Below are 19,196 nucleotides of genomic sequence, written 5' to 3'. Positions count from 1 at the left end.
TAAAGGTTGTATATTTTTCATTCGTATAGTGCTTGATAACACTTAAGATTTTAGACCTGGGTATCGTGTCATAATTATGACAACGGCAGATAGTAGCGATAGAATCAGGCGTTACAGCTTCTACTTTAAAAATAAGCAGGACCTAATGTATTAATTATACCGACAATTTATTTCGTCAAAATGTCGGTATATGGAATATTATGTCGGAATATGTTATATTGTTGGTGGAGGTGGTTTTCAGTGAAAAAGTACGTTGAGTCAGAATCAGTAGAATTAAAAGAAAAATATACAGAGAACATAGTTAGAGAAATTGTATCTTTTTTAAATACCAATGGTGGAACAATTTATATTGGGATAAATGATAACGGCGATGTTGTAGGTGTAGATAAAGTAGATGAAGTTCTACGAAAAATATCTGATGTTATTACTACTCAAATAGAACCGAATCCACAAGATGAAATCAATTCAGAACTTAAATTTGATGAAGGTAAGATCATCATTGTTCTAAATATAGATAAAGGAAGAAGGCCTATTTATTGCCAGAAGAAATATGGTTTTTCTTCTAGCGGATGTACCATTAGAATAGGTACTACCAATAAAGAAATGACTCCATATCAAATTAGAATTAGGTATGAGCAAAAATTTACAGACACTGAATATATGCTCCAAAAAAGATCAAGTCTAGCAGAATTGTCTTTTCGTGAGCTAAAAATTTACTATTCTGAAAGAGGTTTTCGAACAAATGAAAAATCTTTTGAGTCCAATTTTAATCTTAAAAACAATCATGGTGAATATAATTTATTAGCTGAACTTTTAGCAGATAGAAATAATATACCTTTTATTTTTGTGAAGTTTAAAGGCAAAAATAAAGCTTCGATTTCAGAAAGAAGTGATTATGGGTATGGATGTTTGGTTACTACTTATATGAAGCTCAAGAACAGATTGGAAGCAGAAAATATCATTATTTCTGATACCAAAGTTCGTCCACGAGAGGATATGTTTTTATTTGATTTTGATGCGGTCAATGAAGCAGTTATAAATGCATTAGTTCACAATGATTGGCTTGTCACGGAACCACAGATATCTATGTTCGAAGATAGACTTGAAATATTATCGCATGGTGGTCTTCCTATGGGAATGACAGAGGCTCAATTTTTTGAAGGTATAAGTAAACCAAGAAATACAACCTTGATGAGAATATTTTTAAGTATTGGACTTACCGAACATACTGGTCATGGAATACCAACCATTATTAACAAATATGGTAAAGAAGTTTTTGAGATTACAGACAACTATATTCGCTGTACAATTCCTTTTGAAAAAAGAGTATTAGATAAAATTCTAAAAAACGATGTCGGTATGAATGTCGGTATGAATGTCGGTTTAAATAATACTGAGAAAGAAGTAATGAAGTTTTTGATAGAAAATGGAAACTATACAGCTGTTGATCTTTCTAAAAAGATAGATGTAACTCCAAGAACGATAGAGAGGGCATTTAAAAGTCTCCAAGAGAAGAAGATTCTATCTCGTATTGGCTCTAAGCGTAATGGTACATGGATTATTACAAAATAAATTATTTTAATCAATATCTTTTATGAAAATTGCTTAATTACAGTTTGTAATATTAACAATCCACTTAAATTGAAAGAAGTTCAGCTTCTGAAAGCATTGATATTACTATACGATTTTACTGGTGGAAGAGGAGGCTCTTGCACTTATGCTCTTTAGAACAGGTTCTCATGCCGATCTCTTCAATCTCTAAAGTCACTCCTTGCGGGGTGGCTTTTTTTGTTATGCTCATGTTCACCCATAAGTGTTGTGATTCTCGAATGGCACTCACGACATGGATATGAAGAGGCCTTAAACATATGTACTAAAGTCGACATGTCCATTTACCTCGACAGACCATAAGGTGGTGGGTTAACATGATGCTAAACAATGAGGAAAATCAAGATGCACTGATCAGTTTCCAAGTATGAGTCTAAGCCTTGAACAATTGGCGGAAGTCCTGGTATTGATGACAAGGAGATAATGATGATCATAGACAGCTATGATAAAGACACAGAGCCGGTGATCAGTCTAAAAGACTTTTACGGGGAAAAGAAAGACTTGACGGAAAAATGCCTGATCATCTTTTCGAAAAATATCCTCGAATATTTGCTTGATCATTTTGAGTGTCAGAAAATTGGTCATATAGAATCTGTGAGTGGGTCAAGGCCGGTCTATAAAAGCCACTTTGAGGGTCAAGAATTTGCCTTCTACCTTACGATGATGGGTTCAGTCCTTGCTTCAACAGATTGTGTAGAAGTGAATTGGATAACAGGTGCTAATCAATTTATCATGTTTGGATCTTGTGGAAGCCTGGATAAGGAAAAGACTTTTGGAAAGTACATTATCCCTACAGAGGCCTATAGGGGTGAAGGGGCATCTTATTATTATGCCGCCCCTTCAGATTACCTGGAAATTAAAAACCATGATAAAGTTGAAGATTTTTTTATCCGAGAAAATGCCCCATACATTAAAGGAAAGGTCTGGACGACAGATGTTATGCTTCGTGAGACTCGTGGGCTTGTTGCGAAAAGAAAGTCGGAGGGATGTATAGCCGCAGAAATGGAACTTGCCGGTGTCCAAGCCGCCTGTGATTTTTACGGGCTTGAACTTTATCACTTTCTGGAGTCCGGAGACGTATTAAGCGAGAGTTCCTATGAAATGGAGGGACTCCATAGTGCCAACCATGATCTTGGCAAGCTGTATTTGGCTTTAAAATTTCTAAAAGAAATATAGCAAAGAACCACGACATGTGCCGGATATAGCCCTAGCTTTGATGGTGCGAATGCTGCAGGGCTGATCGAAGCAAATCGGAATTTCTAGGAGAAAAATTTGAATGAATATTACCGTTTATCTTGGGGCAAATGAAGGAAATGACCCGCGCTTACGAAAGGCCGTTGAGGAATTGGGGACATGGATCGGAAATAGTGGAAATGCACTCATCTATGGTGGCTCCAAATCCGGACTGATGGGTGCGATCGCAGATAGCGTTTTGCAAGCCGGTGGCGAAGTGATCGGTGTTGAGCCGAATTTTTTTATTGAAAGTGAATTGCAACATGAGGGATTAACGAAATTAATCGTGACCAAGGATATGACGGAGCGTAAAAACCTCATGATTGCCTTGGGAGAAGCCTTTATTGCCTTCCCCGGTGGCACGGGAACATTGGAGGAAATAGCAGAGGTGATGTCCAAAGTGTCTTTAAAACAGCTGGATGCGCCCTGCATTCTCTACAATCTGAATGGCTACTATGATGATTTGAAAGCCCTTCTGAACCATATGATTGAAAAAGGACTGTCCTCCAAAGAGCGACAGGAGGGCATTTATTTTGCCGAGAATCTTGATGAGATCAAGCAAATTTTGAAGTTGGCATAAATTCTCGTTTGCAGCGAACTTTATAGAAAGCGGTTGGGTATAAATTATAGACATACGTTACCTATCTTAGAAAGAAAATATAAGGGGGTAAAGATGGCTGATAAAAAAGAGAAGAACAAGTATGATTTTATTAAAGCACCTTTAATTCCAAAAGGGTCTAAGAAGGTTGATCCTGTCAAGGATAACGACAAGGTTAAAGATCTGGAGAAAAACAGGGTTGATAACAAGAATAAGGCTTTTACGACGAACAAGGGTCTTAAGATGGCTGAAGATGAGTTTACCCTTAAGGCTGGCAGGAGAGGACCAAGCCTTCTTGAAGATTTTCATTTTAGGGAAAAAATTATGCACTTTGACCATGAGAGGATTCCGGAAAGAATTGTCCATGCTCGTGGCGTGGGTGCCCATGGTATTTTTAAATCGACCAAGGATATGAGTGAATATACGAGAGCTAGCCTATTTTCAGGCCATAATAAGCAAACTCCTTTATTTTCAAGGATTTCTACTGTAGCAGGCTTTAGAGGTTCTACAGATACCCCCCGTGATGTGCGTGGTTTCGCTATAAAATTTTATACAGAAGAAGGAAACTACGATATCGTTGGTAATAATATTCCCGTATTTCTTATCCAAGATGCGATAAAGTTTCCTGACTTTGTCCATGCCGTTAAGCCGGAGCCTGATACTGAAGTGCCTCAAGCCCAATCAGCTCATGATACATTTTGGGACTTTGTAAGCCGCAACCAGGAGTCCGCTCACATGGTGATGTGGCAGATGAGTGATCGGGCCATTCCTTTAAGTCTACGAATGATGGATGGTTTTGCTGTCCATACCTTTAGATGGATAAATGAAGAAGGAAAGTCCTGTTTTGTTCGATACCAATGGAATCCACAGCTGGGTGTCCACTCCAGAGTGTGGGATGAGACCTTGAAGGTATCAGGAAATGATCCCGACAGCCAAAGAAAAGATTTGTATGATGCGATTGATGAAGGTTCATATCCTGTCTGGGATTTTTGTGTTCAAATCCTGCCGGAAGAAAAGGAACATGACTTCCCCTTTGATATCCTGGATCCTACCAAGGTTTGGCCTGAAGAAGATATTCCTAAGATTAAAATTGGGGAAATGATCTTTAATCGAAATGTCGATAATTACTTTGCTGAGACTGAGCAAGTTGCCTTTAATCCGGGAAATGTTGTTCCTGGTATCGACTTTTCGAATGACCCGCTCCTGCAAGGCAGGCTTTTTTCCTACACCGATACCCAACTTTTAAGGTTAGGTGGACCAAACTTTGCACAAATTCCTATCAATAGACCGATAGCTGAAGTTCATAATAATCAGAGAGATGGCTGGCACCAACACATGATCAATAAGGGGCCCGTTGCTTACCATAAATCAAGTATTGATGATCAATCTCCATATTATGCGAGTCCGAAGGACGGTGGCTATGAGCACTACCAGGAAAAGATCGATGGCGAGGTGATCAGGGCCAGGGATGATAGTTTTAGAGATCACTTTAGTCAGGCTACAGCCTTTTATCAGTCTATTAGCAAAGTTGAACAAGAGCACATTATCAATGCCTTCTCTTTTGAATTATCTAAGGTGGAAAGAGAAGAAATTAGGCAAAATGTCGTCGATATGTTTGCCAATGTTGATCAGAAGATGGCAGAAATAATCGCTAAAAATGTTGGTGTTGATAAGCCGGATGCTGATCGTGGCTTCGATCCTGTTGGAGTTAAGCCAAGTAAGGAAGCGGAAAAGGTAAGAATGCCGGAATTTGCTCAAGCGAATACGATCTTTAAAACAGATACCTTGAAGGTCGGAATTTATTCTGATAATGATGACGACTTTGACTTTAAATCTCTAGTAGAAAAGATTAAGGATGCTAAGGCCAAGGCTGAAATTATCCAGGGAAACCTTCAAGATACGAAGGATGGACAAAAGGTTGCTCATAGGTATGAAACCGTTCATCCCGTTTTAGAAGATGCTCTTATTGTAGTTGTTCCGGACAAACCATCCAAAGACTTCAAGAAAAACATTGGTGAATTTGTCGATGAAAGTTTTAAGCACTACAAACCGATTTGGATTATCGGGGATGCTAAGGGAATCTTAGACAAGGAGCAAGGAGAAGCTCCGGGTGTCATTGTCAGTAAGGACATAAAAAAAATAGATGACTTCATTAAAAACTTGGCTCAGCACAGATTCTGGGATAGGGATGGTTCTATATAGATGGAGAAAAAAGAGCTCGGTTTTCCGAGCTCTTTTTTATTGGTAGGCTATAGGATGAGATGGTATCGACATATTGAAAATCAAGTTTCCGAATGATAATGACCGGTTAGGGCGGACACTAAGGTGATCATATGTCGGGTAACCCATCTGTATCTATGAGATGAAAGTTTCGTTAAACCATCAAAACAAACGGAGAGAAGCGTATGGAAAAAATCTGGCATGATTTATACAAAGCAGCGAAGGCCGTTCAGAAACCAAGAGAAATATCTGAACGGATATACGCCGGCGGCGTAGCTGCAGCAATTGAATCGACAAGTGGGACCATATATACCGGAGTATGTGTGGATACATCGTGTGCTTTGGGTATCTGTGCGGAGCGAAATGCGATATTTCATATGATTACCAATGGCGAAAATGAAATCAAGAGGGTCTTGGCCATCATGCCGGATGGAAGGACTGGTGGGCCTTGCGGTGCCTGCCGGGAGTTCATGACGCAGCTGATGCCGGGACGTTATCAGTCAGTAGAAGTAATGCTTGACTACGAAGCAGAAAAAATTGTCAAACTTGGGGAGTTAACACCGGAATGGTGGATATAATCGAAGAAATAGATAAGTTTACAAGGAAAAATGTATAAAAGAGTTTCTTCAATCACAGCATACAGGGGTTGAGCATAATATGACTGATGAAAGAGTTGTCGATCTATAGGAGTATAAAGAGTGAATATCAAAGAAGAATTATTTGCCTTGCAGGATGCCCCCTATGGAGATTTTCAGGCGAAGTTGGTTCCGAATATTCCGAGGGACCTCTTTATCGGGGTTCGAGTTCCGGAGGTCAGAAAACTGGCCAAAAAGCTTGCCAGGGAATCGGAAGCCTCTGAATTTTTGAGCGATTTGCCGCATAAATACTATGATGAAAATATCCTCCACGGAATTCTTCTTTCTGAAATGAAGGAATTTGATGCTTGCATAGAAGCCGTTGATCGCTTTCTGCCCTATGTCGATAATTGGGCAGTATGCGATATCCTGTCTCCGAAAATTTTCAAGAAGCATAAAGTGGCACTTTTGGAAAAAATCAAAGAATGGTCCGCATCGGAAAGGACTTATACCTGCCGTTTTGGGATTGAGATGTTAATGTCTCATTTTCTTGATGAAGACTTTAAGCCTGAGTATCTGGAAATCCCCGCTTCTCTTCATCGTGAAGAATACTATGTTCGAATGATGATTGCCTGGTTCTTTGCAACCGCATTGGCAAAGCAGTGGGATACGACTATTAAAGCCATTGAAGATCATCGTTTAGATCTATGGACTCACAATAAGACAATACAAAAAGCCCGGGAAAGCCGGCGGTTGACGCCGGAAGAAAAAGAGTATTTGAAGTCGCTGAAACGATAATAATTCTTATTTGAAACAGAGAAAACAGCAGGCTAAGATGTTGGTAAGGATAGAACAAAAAGAATGGCCCAGGGACTTTATATGACAACATGGCCATCGACAATCCGGCGGTTTCACTTTTTCTCAAACATGGCTTTGTAGAAGTTTGCAGAGACTATGATGTTGCCTTGTTATTGGAGGGAAATGATGTTGATATTGAAGATGATATCTGTGCTATTGGGTTTGGCATTCATTCTATTTGGTTATTTTATTTATTTTCGGGAAAAGTATGATCTCATCAACGGTTTTGAGGCTGATTTCAAAATGGGTCGCAAGAATGAGGGCTATGCTAAGCATGTGGGGAAGGTGTATCTTGGAATTGGTATTGTTATTTTAATTATTGGAATTATACTCATCATATTTGCTTAGCATAGATGAATTAAAAATGATATTTCAAGAATCAGCTTTATGCAAGAATAGATACTGATCTCAAGGATAACGCGGAGAGCATTCTTTCTCAGCTTGGCATCTCTCCATCCAGTGCAATTCAGATGCTTTATAGCCCATTTCTTTTTCTTTTCAAGAACGATGACGCCTACTCCACAGGCGAATACCGTCGCTCCACTGAGAAGAAGAGTCGTTTCATCTCCGGTTTTTGGAGCTTTGGGTGGCTTGGCTTTCTCCGGCTGTTTCGTCTTGCTCGGTTTACTCTCCGGCTTGGGAACCGGAGTTGGTTTTGAATCAGGCTTTGGATCGGGATTCGGTTTCGGATCAGGATCCGGCTTTGGATCGGGATCCGGATTTGGAGTCGGATTCTTGCTCCATTTGGCATAGAAAACTAAATCGCCTCTCATCTCCGGCCCAATCTCAGTGATGGGAGCGCCTTCGAAGTTTGGATTATCGTACCAGCCTTCGAAGCGATAACCGTTTCGACCCAGCTTATCTGCCGTAGGAAGTTGCGTGGTATCTCCCGCTTTATAGGAAGATGGAGCCTCATATCCTTCCTCAAAGGATCCATCATTGAGCACATAAGTGATGGTGTAGGCTTCTTTATAAACCACCTTGAGGTCGGCCAGCCAAGTCTCCTGCTGATAATTGAGCTTGGTTGCTTCCTCTGCGTGGGTTTTCGCATCGTAGCGTGTACCTTGGCGGCCATCCTCAAACCAGCCTGTTGCCCGGAAGGGGGACATCTTTCCGGTAGCCGTCATGCTTTTTCCGGTGGGAAGCTTGACTGTGTGGGCTTTTTCATTATCAATCGTCATATCGTCCCCGGCTGTAGTCGCATAGTTGTTTCGGAAAGTACCACCATAGACATTGAGAACGGCTGTGGCTTCTGCCTGCCAGGGTAGAAGATTGATTCCGCCACCCATCATTTTAGACTGTTTTTTTCTACCCTTCCGCCATACATATTGAAGGTGCCATAAACCACAATCCCGGCTGCGCCTGTCCCGCCATGCATTCTCGAATTGCAGACGGTGACGCCATCGTATTTTTGTAGGCATAAGTTTTCTCAACTCTATTTTTCATGAATATGCCTTTCCTCTATCAGTTTTTGTCTGTATATTGTATGACAGATTGTATAATAGAATATATGAGGAAGATGAGGGAAAAGCTCCTATTTATCCAAGGAAATCCAAGTTTGTCATGGTGCAGTGAAACCGAAGAGGTGACCATATGAGAACTTATAGCAATAAGGAAGAGTTAAAAGCAGAGATTGAGAAAGCTTTTGAAAAGTATATTTCTGAATTTGATGGTATCCCTGAGGAATTAAAAGATAGGCGTGTTGATGAGGTTGATCGAACGCCGGCAGAGAACCTTGCCTATCAAGTTGGATGGACAAGTTTGCTCCTTCAATGGGAAGAAGATGAGCAAAATGGACGAAAAGTGCATTCTCCCTCCGAACAATTTAAGTGGAATCAACTTAGTGACTTATATCGGTGGTTTACTGATACCTATGCACACCTTTCCTTGGAAGAACTGAAGGCAAAACTAAAAGAAAATGTTAGAGCCATTTATGCCATGATTGATTCCCTAAGTGAGGAAGAATTGTTCAAACCCCATATGAGGACATGGGCGGATGAAGCAACCAAAACGGCGGTGTGGGAAGTGTATAAGTTTATTCATGTAAATACCGTAGCCCCTTTTGGTACATTTCGAACCAGAATTAGAAAATGGAAAAAGGCGGCTTTATAGAGTGGAATGATGACGGTCCGGAAAGAGCAGTTCTCGAGGGTACAAAAGCCTGAAAATAGTGGGGGATATACACTCATGATAATCGAAGAAAGACAGATAACAGACCAGCTTATCCAAGACTTGATCGACCTTTCCCGAGACTGGGCAGAGGAAGAGAGCTGTTATGGTTATCGTCCGAATAAAAAAGAGGACATTATTGGCAACCGGATTTTTGTGGCGGTAGAGGAGAAGCGGGTCTGCGGTTACCTTTTGGGAAATATTCATCCATCAAAAGGGATGAAATCCATCATGGAGGACGGGACGCCTTATTTTGAAGTGGAAGAAATCTATGTTATTCCTAGTCGACGTTCTCAGGGTCTGGGTGCAGAACTCTTTCGTTATGTCGAAGAAAGGCTGAAAGAAGACGTCAATATCATTGTTCTGAGTACTGCGACAAAAAATTGGAAAGCCATTTTTCATTTTTATCTGGATGAATTGGGCATGGATTTCTGGAGTGCCCGTCTATTTAAGAGGATAGTGTAATGGCATAGCTATCTTCTATTGAGGTCTTAAGCAAGTCTTCCGGGGAGCCGTAAGATTTCGTCTGAATTTTTCCAGAAAGAATGTCTCGAGCTTCCTGCATGGCAGCTAATGTTTCTTTATTATAACTGGGTTGTTTAATGGAAGAGGGAAAGCCGCCTTCCATAATTGCACATCAATAGTTAAACAAATGAAATACATCCTTATTCCAATAAATTATGGACATTTGATTCTTTGGCGAGGGGAGTTCGCTGGGAGAGAAGGCTCCAAAGGGCCCTTTTCTGAGGAATTTATTCGGGTAATCGTGTTGGTTTGATAAAATCGGGAAATAACCACTAGCGATTCTGTCCCGCTAATAGTGTTGATTCGGCGAAAACAGCTAAACCACCACTACTATGAGAGCGAAACAATAGTGGTGATTCTGCGAAAACGGCCGGACCACCACTACTTTGGCAGGGAGAGTAAAAAACTGCAGTATCAGACAAGAAAGGAAGATGTTTATGATTGGTGCCATTATTGGTGATATTGTTGGATCCTGCTTTGAATTTCAGCCGATAAAAACCAAGGACTTTCCGCTTTTCTCCCCGGATTCCGATTATACGGACGATTCCCTCATGACCATCGCAGTGGGGCTGGCCTTGGATGAGGCGATTGCCCAGGGCAAGGGAGAGGATCCGGATTTTTTGCAAAGTCAATTTACCAGGGCCATGCAGTTCATCGGGCGGGCCTACCCCAATCCTACAGGGGAATATGGCCTTTCTTTTTCTTCCTGGTTGAAGGCCGACCATCCTCAGCCCTATAATAGCTGGGGAAACGGATCAGCCATGCGGGTTTCCGCATGTGGGGAGAGGGCAAAGTCCTTGGATCAGGCCATCTTCTGGGCCAAACAAAGTGCGGTGGTTAGCCACAATCATCCCGATGGCATAAAGGGGGCTGAGGCGGTGGCAGCTGCAATTTTTCTGGCAAAAGAGGGGCAATCCAAGCAGGCGATCCGGGCGTTCATCCAGGAGCACTTTTATCCGGACATCCCTTCGGTGGAGGCGATTCGGCCAACCTATTCTTTCGACCCATCCTGTCAGGGGACGGTTCCTCAGGCTCTGGCCGCCTTCTTTGATTCAGCAGATTTCGAGGATGCCATCCGAAACGCCACATCCCTTGGCGGCGATGCGGACACCATCGGTGCCATCACCGGGTCGGTGGCCTGGCCCTTCTATGTAAGACAGGCCGGGGTCACGCGAGCCATGAGCCGGATGGCGGAAGAGGCCATGGGGAGAATTCCGGAGGAGTTCAGGGATTTTGTGGCGGGAGATGAGGCAATGTTCGGCTACCTATATATAGAATGAAAAAGTTTTCAAGCAAGGAATATATCTTGTACAATACTATATAGAAGCTAAATTTCAGAAGAATGGGGAGAGGGTCATGGCCATGGAAAAATTGATAGAGATTGAGAGTGCTATGGTTGCACCGGTCTTGGACTTGCTCTTGCAGGATAAGACGTCCAAGCGGAAGATCATTTGGGCCACGGATTCCTATGAGAATCTGGGCGAGGGTTTCGGCGACAAGGAACCGATCACCCGTCTCCTCCTGCGTTATCATCCGGAGGTCATCAAACCCCGCATTGAAAAATCCCAGGAGGCCCAGATCGCTCGGACCCGGAAGCGGGCAGAAGTCTTTACGCCTGCCTGGCTCTGCAATGTCATGAATAATTACTGCGATAAAGATTGGTTCGGTCGCCCAGGGGTCTTCAACCTTCCCGGGGAGGACCACCGCTGGAAGGTGACGGAAGCCCCCATCGAATTCCCTGACCATAAGACCTGGCAGGCCTACGTGGATTCTCGGCGGCTGGAGATCACCTGTGGGGAGGCCCCCTATCTGGTCTCCCGGTATGATGTTTCAACCGGTGACCTCATGCCCCTCCACCGCAGGATTGGAATCCTGGATCGGAAACTCCGCATCGTCAATGAGAATACGAGGGACTATGACGATTGGGCCAAGTGGGCCCTCCGAGCCTTGGAGGCGACCTATGGCTATGAATACCAGGGAGACAACCTCTTGGTGGCACGGATCAACGTTCTCCTGACCTCTGTTGAATACCACGTGGAAAGGTGGGGGAGAAGTCCGGACGTCCCTTTATTGAGGAAGGTGGCCAACCGTATCGCCTGGAACCTTTGGCAAATGGACGGCTTAAAGGATACCGTCCCCTTGGGAAAGCCCTTTGTGGAAGTTGAGCAGATGACCATGTTCTCATCGCCAGATCCCCAAGAGGGGGAAGCAGCGGCACGGACGGCACAGCCTTGTAAAATCTATAACTGGCGAAGAGGTAATTCGGAGGAATTTAAAAGAATGAAAGGGGGTGGAAAAGTGAGTAAGAAGCTGTTTGATTATGTGATTGGGAATCCGCCATACAATGAGGATTTTTCAAAATCCGGTGAGAATGGAAATTTTGGAAAACCAGTATATAACGACTTCATGGATGCGACTTTTTTGGTTTCAGACCGGGTCGAGCTAATCCATCCTGCACGATCCCTTTTTGATGCAGGCAGCACACCCAAAGCATGGAATCGTAAAATATTGAATGATCCTCATTTCAAGGTCCTGCGTTTTGAAGCTGATGCAAAAAAGATTTTTCCCAATAATGACGTTAAGGGTGGTGTAGCGATTACCTATCGGGATGCCCATAGAGACTTTGGTGCCATCGGAACTTTTTTTGCCTATCCTGAACTACGGGGAATTGTTGAAAAAAGCCAAGCAAATGATATTGACCATAGTGTAGCCTCTTTGGTTTACACTCAAGTTCGCTACAATCTGGAGTCATTATATGCAGATCACCCAGATTTACAAACGGTCATTGGATCTTCAGGGAAAGATCGACGTTTTCGAAACAATGCGTTCAAAAAAATACCACTTTTTACCAAAACGCCGATGAATAAAGATGATATTGAAACGATAGGTCTGTTGAAAAATAAGCGGGTTTCGAGATTTATCCCTAAAAAATATGTTGACATGAACCATGAAAATTTGGAAAAGTGGAAAGTGTTGGTTCCTCGGGCGAATGGATCGGGAGCACTTGGTGAAGTATTAAGCACACCCCTAATCGGGGAACCCCTAATCGGGTATACTCAATCCTTTATTGGAATAGGTGCCTTTAAAAGTGAATTTGAAGCTCAAGCAATGATAAAGTACGTAAAGTCTAGATTTGCACGTGTTCTTTTGGGCGTTCTAAAAGTTACTCAAGATAATGATCGGCGTGTATGGAAGCTCATTCCCCTCCAAGACTTCACTTCCTCCTCCGACATCGACTGGTCCAAACCCATTCCGGACATCGACCGCCAGCTTTATCAGAAGTACGGTTTGGATGAAAAGGAAATTGCATTCATTGAAACGCATGTAAAGGAGATGGCATAATGGCGGGGATTCAGATTCGTACAGCAAGCCAGGTCACACCCCAGTGCTATGCCTATACCACGCCGGATCTTCCCAGCCATGAGGGTTGGACCAAGATCGGGTTTACAGAGCGGGATGTGAAAATTCGGGTCAAAGAGCAGACCCACACCATGGGGGTAGAGGCCAAGATTTGGTGGAACATGCGGGCCAGTTTTATGACTGAGCCCTTTGGGACCTTTACGGATAAGGACTTCCATGCCTATCTGAAGAAAATGGGCGTTGACCGTCGGGCCGGAACGGAGTGGTTCCGTATCCATCCGAATGAGGCTCGCCAAGATTTTCTTGACTTTGCCCAAAACCACGGCATCGTGGAAGGGGATAGGGAGGAGGCGGTGATTCCCTATGTCCTCCGTGAGGAGCAGGATGCGGCGGTTCGGATGAGCCTTGAGTATTTCAGGACCCATGAAAAAGGGGAATTTCTCTGGAATGCCAAGCCACGCTTTGGAAAAACCCTGTCCGCCTATGACCTCTGCAAGCGATTGGGGGCGGAGAACATCCTGATTGTAACCAACCGGCCGGCCATCGCCAATTCCTGGTATTCGGATTATGAGACCTTTTTTGGTCCGGAATCCGGCTATCTTTTTGTGAGTACGGTGGAAGGGATTAAGGACCGGAAGTTTGTTCTGAACCGGGAGGAATACATTCAGAAGCTGTCGACCATGGAGGAAGACCGGGTCAAGGGCTGCATCGAGTTTGTCAGCCTCCAGGACCTCAAGGGCTCCCTCTATTTTGGAGGGCAGTATGACAAGCTGGAGGAAATCAGTGCAGAAACCGGCATTGTTTGGGATATTTTAATTATCGATGAGGCGCATGAGGGCGTCGATACCTATAAAACGGATACGGCCTTTAATCAAATCGCTCGCAAACATACCCTCCATCTTTCGGGCACTCCCTTCAAGGCCCTGGCCAATGATAAATTTCCTTCGGATGCGATTTTTAACTGGACCTATGCGGATGAGCAGAAAAAGAAAGGCGAGTGGGACCCATCGAGGGAGGAGGAAAATCCCTATGAGAACCTGCCTCGCCTGTCTCTCTATACCTACCAGATGTCCGAGGTCGTCCGGGATCGACTGGAAAGCGGTATCGCTCTGGCCGACCAGGATGTGGAAGAATATGCCTTCGATTTGAATGAGTTCTTCCGGACCAATGAATCCGGGAAGTTTGTCCATGACCGTGATGTCAACCGGTTTTTGGATGCTTTGACTAAGCAGGAGAAGTTTCCCTTCTCTACCCCGGAACTTCGGGCGGAGCTGAAACACAGTTTTTGGCTCCTTAATCGGGTAGCCAGCGCCAAGGCCTTGGCGAAGAAACTGGAAATCCACCCCGTATTTAAGGACTACGAGATTATCCTGGCTGCCGGTGATGGCAAGCTGGATGAGGAAGCGGAGACGGCCAAGGCCTTCGACCGGGTCACCCGGGCTATCCGGGACTATGACAAAACCATTACTCTTTCTGTGGGGCAGCTGACGACCGGGGTGACGGTTCCGGAGTGGACGGCGGTTTTGATGTTGTCCAACATGGCCTCCCCATCTCTTTATATGCAGGCGGCCTTCCGTGCCCAGAACCCTTGCCTCTTCCGCGATAAGGATGGGAACAGCTACCGGAAGAAGAATGCCTATGTCTTTGATTTTGACCCGGCAAGGACCCTCACTATTTTCGAGCAATTTGCCAACGATTTGATTCCTGAAAGCTTGGGAGAGCGAATTGATTTTGATGGACGGAAGGAACATGTCCGGGAACTCCTGAATTTCTTCCCGGTTTATGGGGAGGATGACCAGGGAGAAATGGTCGAGCTGGATGCCGAGAAAGTATTGACCATTCCCCGCCATATCCATGCTAAGGAAGTTGTGGATCGTGGATTTATGTCCAATTTCCTCTTCGCCAATATTTCCGGGATTTTCAATGCGCCCAAAGAAGTTATTGACCTTATTCAAAATATGGAGCCCATTGAAGAAAAAAGGGCTATTCGGGATCTAACGGTCACCGAAGGAACAGGGGATGAACTAGACCTGAACAGTGAGGGAAGCGTTAAAATTTCGAGGGAAAAGGTCATTGGTCTCTCCGCAAACGTATTTGGGAAAAAGGTCTATGAGACTATCGACCAGGAATTAAAGGATACGGTTGACCGGATCACGGAAGAGCGGGCCGCTGATCTGAAGCCGGAAAAAGAGGAGCTGGAAGAATTACAAAAGAAGTTTAGCAGGCCGATTACCGGGGCTTTGATGGAGACGGCCAAGCTGGAATATGGCAGGGATCTCTCAAGGTCCACGCAGAAACGAATAGAGAAAAAGATCCAGGGCCAGACTGATGGGGTAGTCAATCAGGCCTATGGCGAGTACTCCATCACCCGTAACCGTCAGGAGAGGGAGTTCGAGGAGGAAATGGATTCGGCCCGGGAGGCCGGGGCAACCATGGAGGACTTAACCCGCTTGGAGAATGAGCAAGAGGCTCGTCGCCAAGAAGAACGCGAAGCCATGGTCCGGGATATTCACGAGAAACTTCAAAGTCAAGAGATCATCCGAGCCTCTGCGGAGATTATTGTGGAGACAGTGGAGACGGAAAAACGTCAAGCGGTCAAGCAATCCATTGAATCGGATGTCCGCGACCACCTCCGTGGATTTTCACGGACCATTCCTGCTTTCCTGATGGCCTATGGGGATGAAAATACCACGCTAGCAAATTTTGATGCCTTGGTCCCACCGGAGGTCTTCTGGGAAGTAACCGTCAACCCGAAAACAGATCAGGGCGTAACCCTGGATAATTTCCGCTTCCTCCGCGATGGTGGGGATTATTATGAGAGGGACGAAAATGGCCGCGAAATTCGGGATGAAGAGCACCGGAAGCATTTCCATGGCCAGCTGTTTGATGAGGTGGTCTTCAATGATGCGGTGGCGGAATTTATGAGAAGACGGAAGGAACTGGCCAATTATTTTGATGAAGAGGTGGAAGGGGACATCTTTGACTACATCCCCAACCAGCGGACAAACCAGATCTTTACGCCAAAGAAAGTGGTGATGGAGATGGTGGACCGGCTGGAAAAGGAGAACCCCGGCTGCTTTGACGCTCCCGAGGCCAGCTTTGCCGACCTCTATATGAAATCCGGGATGTATATTACCGCGATTGTGACCCGTCTCTTTCAAAGCGATCGGCTGAAAGCCCTATTTCCAGACGAGTCGGAGCGTTTGAATCATATTTTTGCCCACCAGATCTATGGTTGTGCCCCGACCGAAATCATTTATCGAATCTGTCTCCGATACATTTTGGGATTTAGCAAGACAATTCAAATCGACCACCACAACCTCATCCTCTGTGATACCATGCCCTTGGCCAGGGACGGTAAGCTATATGAAGAACTGGAGGAGAGGTTTGGTCTATCGTGAGGGAATCGTTCGAATATCATTCTAAGCCATGAGCCGGTCCCTATGGCGGAGGTAGTAGAGGATGCCCACGATGTCGGCCAGGGTCCAGCCGATGGGGACGGACCACCAGATGCCGACCACCTCGATGGCGGAGAGGGCATAGGCCAGGACCAGGCTCATGGCGGGCTTGCCCAGGGCACGGTAGAGTCCATAAAGGAGGAAGAGGCAGTCGATGCCAGCGTAGAATGCACCCTCGATCCGGAGGTAGCGGGTCCCTTCCCGAATGACGGCGGTCTCACCGGGGCTGACGAAGAGGGCCATCAAGGAGGGGGCGAAGATCCAGACCAGGAGGGAGATCAGGATGCTACAGGCCATGGAGAGGGCGACAGGCTCCTTCAGGCCGCGGCGGATCCGGTCTTCTTTTTTTGCCCCATAATTTTGGGCAATGAAGGTGGAGAAGGCGTTGCCGAAGTCCTGAACGGGCATATAGGCGAAGGCGTCGATCTTGACTCCGGCGGCGAAGGCGGCCATGACTGTGTGGTCGAAGGGGCCCTTTGGTCAGGTCTATTCTATGTAATTTCAAGTCTCGGCGTCAAAGAGCTGTTTTCGCATGGAGATTATCGTTTTGTTGGGTTATCAAATTAGGGGGTGGCCATGTTTAATCCTTATCTCTGGAAAATTTATAGAGAGGGCAAAGGTTCAAGAACGATAAGGCGCTTTCAAGAAATTTTATTTGGCGAATATACGGGCCAATATGGTCATTTTATCGCAGGACTCCATCGAGCTTTCTGTCCCAGTGAGAGCGTCACGAAGGACATTGAGGATGAGCTTCTATGCGTATATAAGGACCAAGGAAAAAACATCTATTTTTTTGAACGGAAGCAGCACACGGTAGAATCTGCAGTTTCTTCCCTGTACCGGTTATATATGGAGGTCTTTGATCAATCACCAAAGGTTTCCTTTGAAGAGTTTTCGAATTCCATAGAATACTACACCACCTATTTTGCCAGAGAATTGGGTGATTTGCTGGTACCTTACTATTTCAAACACACTTACATTGTATTTGAAAAAATCGCACAGGAGTTTGATATTCCATTGCCTACCTTGCCGGCGAAAAAAGATTATGAGGGAAGATTCCTCTTTTATGGAAAAATTTGTCAAGCTTTACAAAAATTCCGGCTCGAAAATGGATTGGACCCAGCAGAGCTCTGTGCTTTTTTGTATGATTTTGCGCCCAAATATATTGGAGGAACAGCGAGCTATATTGTGGATGATCTGCCAAAGGCGGAAGGAGCTTATTTTATCGGGAGCTCGAAAGATGATATTTATTATACGACCGATCCTGAAGCGATCACCCCTTGGCAATGCAACCCGGAAACGGAAGTGGGTGACAATATCGTCATGTACTTAACCTCACCAACCAGTGCCATCGATTCCATATGGAGAAGCGCTTCCGTCGGATTCAATGATCCCTTCTTTTATTATTATCGGTGCACCTATATTTCACACCCGGTAAAGATAAAGAATATTCCCCTTAGTCAGATGAGAGAAGACAAAATATTGGGGAACCTGCCGATCGTGAGAAAGAATATGCAGGGGATCAATGGAGTGGAAATCTTGCCATCGGCCTATAACCGCATCCTTGACCTGTCGAATGAAGATCTCGAGCGGATTGAGTATACGCCTTATGAGAGCCATGAGGGGATCAGCCGAGAAAAGGATGTGGAAACTCAGCTGATCAAACCCTTCTTGGCAGAATTGGGCTATAGCGAGGCAGATTATATCAAACAGCTATATATAAGGGTAGGTAATGATAATCACTTGCTCATCCCGGACTTTGTCATCAACCCGGTGACATCATTAGGCCATCAAAAGGCGGACTTTGTTATTGAGGCAAAATTCACTCTTGTCTCAAGGAAGGCGATTGAGGCCGCAAAAATACAGGCGAGGAGCTATGCCAAGATTCTCAGTGCCAAGTATGCCGTCCTGTCCTCAAAAGAAGGAATATGGATCATGGATGCCGGGGATGATTATTCACAGTGTATCCTTCAATTCTCATGGGAAGAGTTGAAAAATGAGGATAATTTTTACCAGGTATATAGCATTTTAGGGAAAAACAAGATTGGCGGGAGGACTGTATAATTGGATAATAAAAACATACGAAATAGTTGGAGATTTATCTAAAAGAAAAACCAAAAGGATTTACGGAGGGAAAGAAAATGAAAAAGAACAAATCCTATCTCATAATGACCATCTTATCAGTTGCATTCCTAGGCATTCTAATTTCAAGTTGTGGATCGAAAAAAGCTAATACTGAACCGAGAACACAGATAGAGAAAGAAGCTAGTATTGATTCCACTGGCGAGGAATCAAGTGAAAGAACTGAAGCATCTGAAGAAGAAAGTGAGAAAGAAATTGAATATGCGGCAGATGGAGTAGTCAACGAATTTATAAAAAAATATAATGCAATCTCCTCCTCTTCCTTTGAAAACATAGATAAAGGAAATATTGATATCAAGTATTTTGCAATAAGTTATGATTATTGGTTCGAGATGCTTCATGCCAATGATACGGATAAAATTAGGGTCACTATTACTGGAACAGAGAAAACAGCAGCAGGGGTTGCAGGTATGAAAGAAGCCTTTTATGCAACAGCAAAGGCTATAGAAC

General features: G+C 44.3%; 14 protein-coding genes and 4 pseudogenes. 15 read left to right on the top strand and 3 right to left on the bottom strand.

The window, feature by feature from the left end; genetic code table 11:
* Positions 1-240: 240 nt before the first annotated feature.
* The 8 genes and pseudogenes from HGKM_RS01220 to HGKM_RS08795 all read left to right on the top strand — a co-directional run.
* A complete protein-coding gene (locus HGKM_RS01220) occupies positions 241-1,572 on the top strand; it encodes an RNA-binding domain-containing protein (protein ID WP_019133495.1) in 1,332 nt (443 codons plus the stop codon).
* A 462-nt stretch (positions 1,573-2,034) separates the two neighbouring features.
* Positions 2,035-2,784 carry a nucleoside phosphorylase gene (locus HGKM_RS01215; RefSeq protein ID WP_019133494.1) on the top strand — a complete coding sequence of 250 codons (750 nt, stop codon included), beginning with the start codon at positions 2,035-2,037 and terminating at the stop codon, positions 2,782-2,784.
* 100 nt (positions 2,785-2,884) lie between these two features.
* A complete protein-coding gene (locus HGKM_RS01210) occupies positions 2,885-3,421 on the top strand; it encodes an LOG family protein (protein WP_019133493.1) in 537 nt (178 codons plus the stop codon).
* Between the two features lie 93 nt (positions 3,422-3,514).
* On the top strand, positions 3,515-5,641 hold the full coding sequence (locus tag HGKM_RS01205; protein WP_019133492.1) for a catalase: 2,127 nt from the start codon (positions 3,515-3,517) through the stop codon (positions 5,639-5,641).
* Positions 5,642-5,844: 203 nt separating this feature from the next.
* Positions 5,845-6,237: a cytidine deaminase family protein gene (locus HGKM_RS01200; protein ID WP_019133491.1), complete on the top strand. Its 393-nt coding sequence runs from the start codon at positions 5,845-5,847 to the stop codon at positions 6,235-6,237.
* Positions 6,238-6,357: 120 nt separating this feature from the next.
* Positions 6,358-7,032, top strand: coding sequence for a DNA alkylation repair protein (locus HGKM_RS01195; RefSeq protein WP_019133490.1), 675 nt, complete (start codon positions 6,358-6,360; stop codon positions 7,030-7,032).
* Between the two features lie 186 nt (positions 7,033-7,218).
* Positions 7,219-7,440: a DUF3784 domain-containing protein gene (locus HGKM_RS01190; RefSeq protein ID WP_019133489.1), complete on the top strand. Its 222-nt coding sequence runs from the start codon at positions 7,219-7,221 to the stop codon at positions 7,438-7,440.
* Between the two features lie 47 nt (positions 7,441-7,487).
* Positions 7,488-7,574, top strand: a pseudogene (locus HGKM_RS08795) (type II toxin-antitoxin system RelB/DinJ family antitoxin); the annotation flags it as partial.
* A 261-nt stretch (positions 7,575-7,835) separates the two neighbouring features.
* Here HGKM_RS08795 and HGKM_RS08960 read toward each other — a convergent pair.
* Positions 7,836-8,201 (bottom strand): annotated as a pseudogene (locus HGKM_RS08960) (InlB B-repeat-containing protein); the annotation flags it as partial.
* A 484-nt stretch (positions 8,202-8,685) separates the two neighbouring features.
* Between HGKM_RS08960 and HGKM_RS01180 the strand changes: the two are divergent.
* Both HGKM_RS01180 and HGKM_RS01175 read left to right on the top strand, forming a co-directional pair.
* Positions 8,686-9,204 (top strand): ClbS/DfsB family four-helix bundle protein, encoded by a 519-nt coding sequence (locus tag HGKM_RS01180; RefSeq protein WP_019133487.1) that lies wholly within the window; start codon positions 8,686-8,688, stop codon positions 9,202-9,204.
* Positions 9,205-9,279: 75 nt separating this feature from the next.
* Positions 9,280-9,726, top strand: coding sequence for a GNAT family N-acetyltransferase (locus HGKM_RS01175; protein WP_172634677.1), 447 nt, complete (start codon positions 9,280-9,282; stop codon positions 9,724-9,726).
* Here the strand turns inward: HGKM_RS01175 and HGKM_RS09185 are convergent.
* Positions 9,710-9,895 (bottom strand): annotated as a pseudogene (locus HGKM_RS09185) (hypothetical protein); the annotation flags it as partial. The gene HGKM_RS01175 and the pseudogene HGKM_RS09185 sit on opposite strands and share 17 nt — an antisense overlap.
* Before the next feature lie 328 nt (positions 9,896-10,223).
* On the opposite strand from HGKM_RS09185, the gene HGKM_RS01170 reads away from it, so the two are divergent.
* The 3 genes from HGKM_RS01170 to HGKM_RS01160 all read left to right on the top strand — a co-directional run bounded on the left by HGKM_RS01170 (position 10,224) and on the right by HGKM_RS01160 (position 16,547).
* Positions 10,224-11,066, top strand: a complete 843-nt coding sequence (locus tag HGKM_RS01170) for an ADP-ribosylglycohydrolase family protein (RefSeq protein ID WP_019133485.1) — start codon at positions 10,224-10,226, stop codon at positions 11,064-11,066.
* Positions 11,067-11,142: 76 nt separating this feature from the next.
* Positions 11,143-13,128 (top strand): Eco57I restriction-modification methylase domain-containing protein, encoded by a 1,986-nt coding sequence (locus tag HGKM_RS01165; protein ID WP_051010835.1) that lies wholly within the window; start codon positions 11,143-11,145, stop codon positions 13,126-13,128.
* Positions 13,128-16,547, top strand: a complete 3,420-nt coding sequence (locus HGKM_RS01160) for a DEAD/DEAH box helicase family protein (protein WP_019133483.1) — start codon at positions 13,128-13,130, stop codon at positions 16,545-16,547. Before HGKM_RS01165 ends, HGKM_RS01160 begins: the two co-directional genes overlap by 1 nt.
* Before the next feature lie 21 nt (positions 16,548-16,568).
* Here HGKM_RS01160 and HGKM_RS01155 read toward each other — a convergent pair.
* Positions 16,569-17,072 (bottom strand): annotated as a pseudogene (locus HGKM_RS01155) (MATE family efflux transporter); the annotation flags it as partial.
* Positions 17,073-17,180: 108 nt separating this feature from the next.
* Here HGKM_RS01155 and HGKM_RS01150 point away from each other — a divergent pair.
* Positions 17,181-18,668 carry a hypothetical protein gene (locus HGKM_RS01150; protein ID WP_019133481.1) on the top strand — a complete coding sequence of 496 codons (1,488 nt, stop codon included), beginning with the start codon at positions 17,181-17,183 and terminating at the stop codon, positions 18,666-18,668.
* Between the two features lie 77 nt (positions 18,669-18,745).
* A partial coding sequence (locus tag HGKM_RS08790; protein WP_019133480.1) for a hypothetical protein occupies positions 18,746-19,196 on the top strand: 451 nt, incomplete at its 3' end.

It is taken from the genome of Kallipyga massiliensis ph2 (genome assembly GCF_000311985.1).
GTDB lineage: Bacteria > Bacillota > Clostridia > Tissierellales > Peptoniphilaceae > Kallipyga > Kallipyga massiliensis.
The sequence above is the reverse complement of the archived record's forward strand: the minus strand, read 5'-3'. Positions and strand labels throughout refer to the sequence as shown.

What these genes read in the sequence shown, in the direction of transcription:
- HGKM_RS01215 (WP_019133494.1), top strand. Translation starts at nt 2,035, where the DNA reads ATGATCATAGACAGCTATGATAAAGACACAGAGCCGGTGATCAGTCTA.
- HGKM_RS01210 (WP_019133493.1), top strand. Translation starts at nt 2,885, where the DNA reads ATGAATATTACCGTTTATCTTGGGGCAAATGAAGGAAATGACCCGCGC.
- HGKM_RS01205 (WP_019133492.1), top strand. Translation starts at nt 3,515, where the DNA reads ATGGCTGATAAAAAAGAGAAGAACAAGTATGATTTTATTAAAGCACCT.
- HGKM_RS01200 (WP_019133491.1), top strand. Translation starts at nt 5,845, where the DNA reads ATGGAAAAAATCTGGCATGATTTATACAAAGCAGCGAAGGCCGTTCAG.
- HGKM_RS01190 (WP_019133489.1), top strand. Translation starts at nt 7,219, where the DNA reads ATGTTGATATTGAAGATGATATCTGTGCTATTGGGTTTGGCATTCATT.
- HGKM_RS01180 (WP_019133487.1), top strand. Translation starts at nt 8,686, where the DNA reads ATGAGAACTTATAGCAATAAGGAAGAGTTAAAAGCAGAGATTGAGAAA.
- HGKM_RS01175 (WP_172634677.1), top strand. Translation starts at nt 9,280, where the DNA reads ATGATAATCGAAGAAAGACAGATAACAGACCAGCTTATCCAAGACTTG.
- HGKM_RS01170 (WP_019133485.1), top strand. Translation starts at nt 10,224, where the DNA reads ATGATTGGTGCCATTATTGGTGATATTGTTGGATCCTGCTTTGAATTT.
- HGKM_RS01165 (WP_051010835.1), top strand. Translation starts at nt 11,143, where the DNA reads ATGGCCATGGAAAAATTGATAGAGATTGAGAGTGCTATGGTTGCACCG.
- HGKM_RS01160 (WP_019133483.1), top strand. Translation starts at nt 13,128, where the DNA reads ATGGCGGGGATTCAGATTCGTACAGCAAGCCAGGTCACACCCCAGTGC.
- HGKM_RS01150 (WP_019133481.1), top strand. Translation starts at nt 17,181, where the DNA reads ATGTTTAATCCTTATCTCTGGAAAATTTATAGAGAGGGCAAAGGTTCA.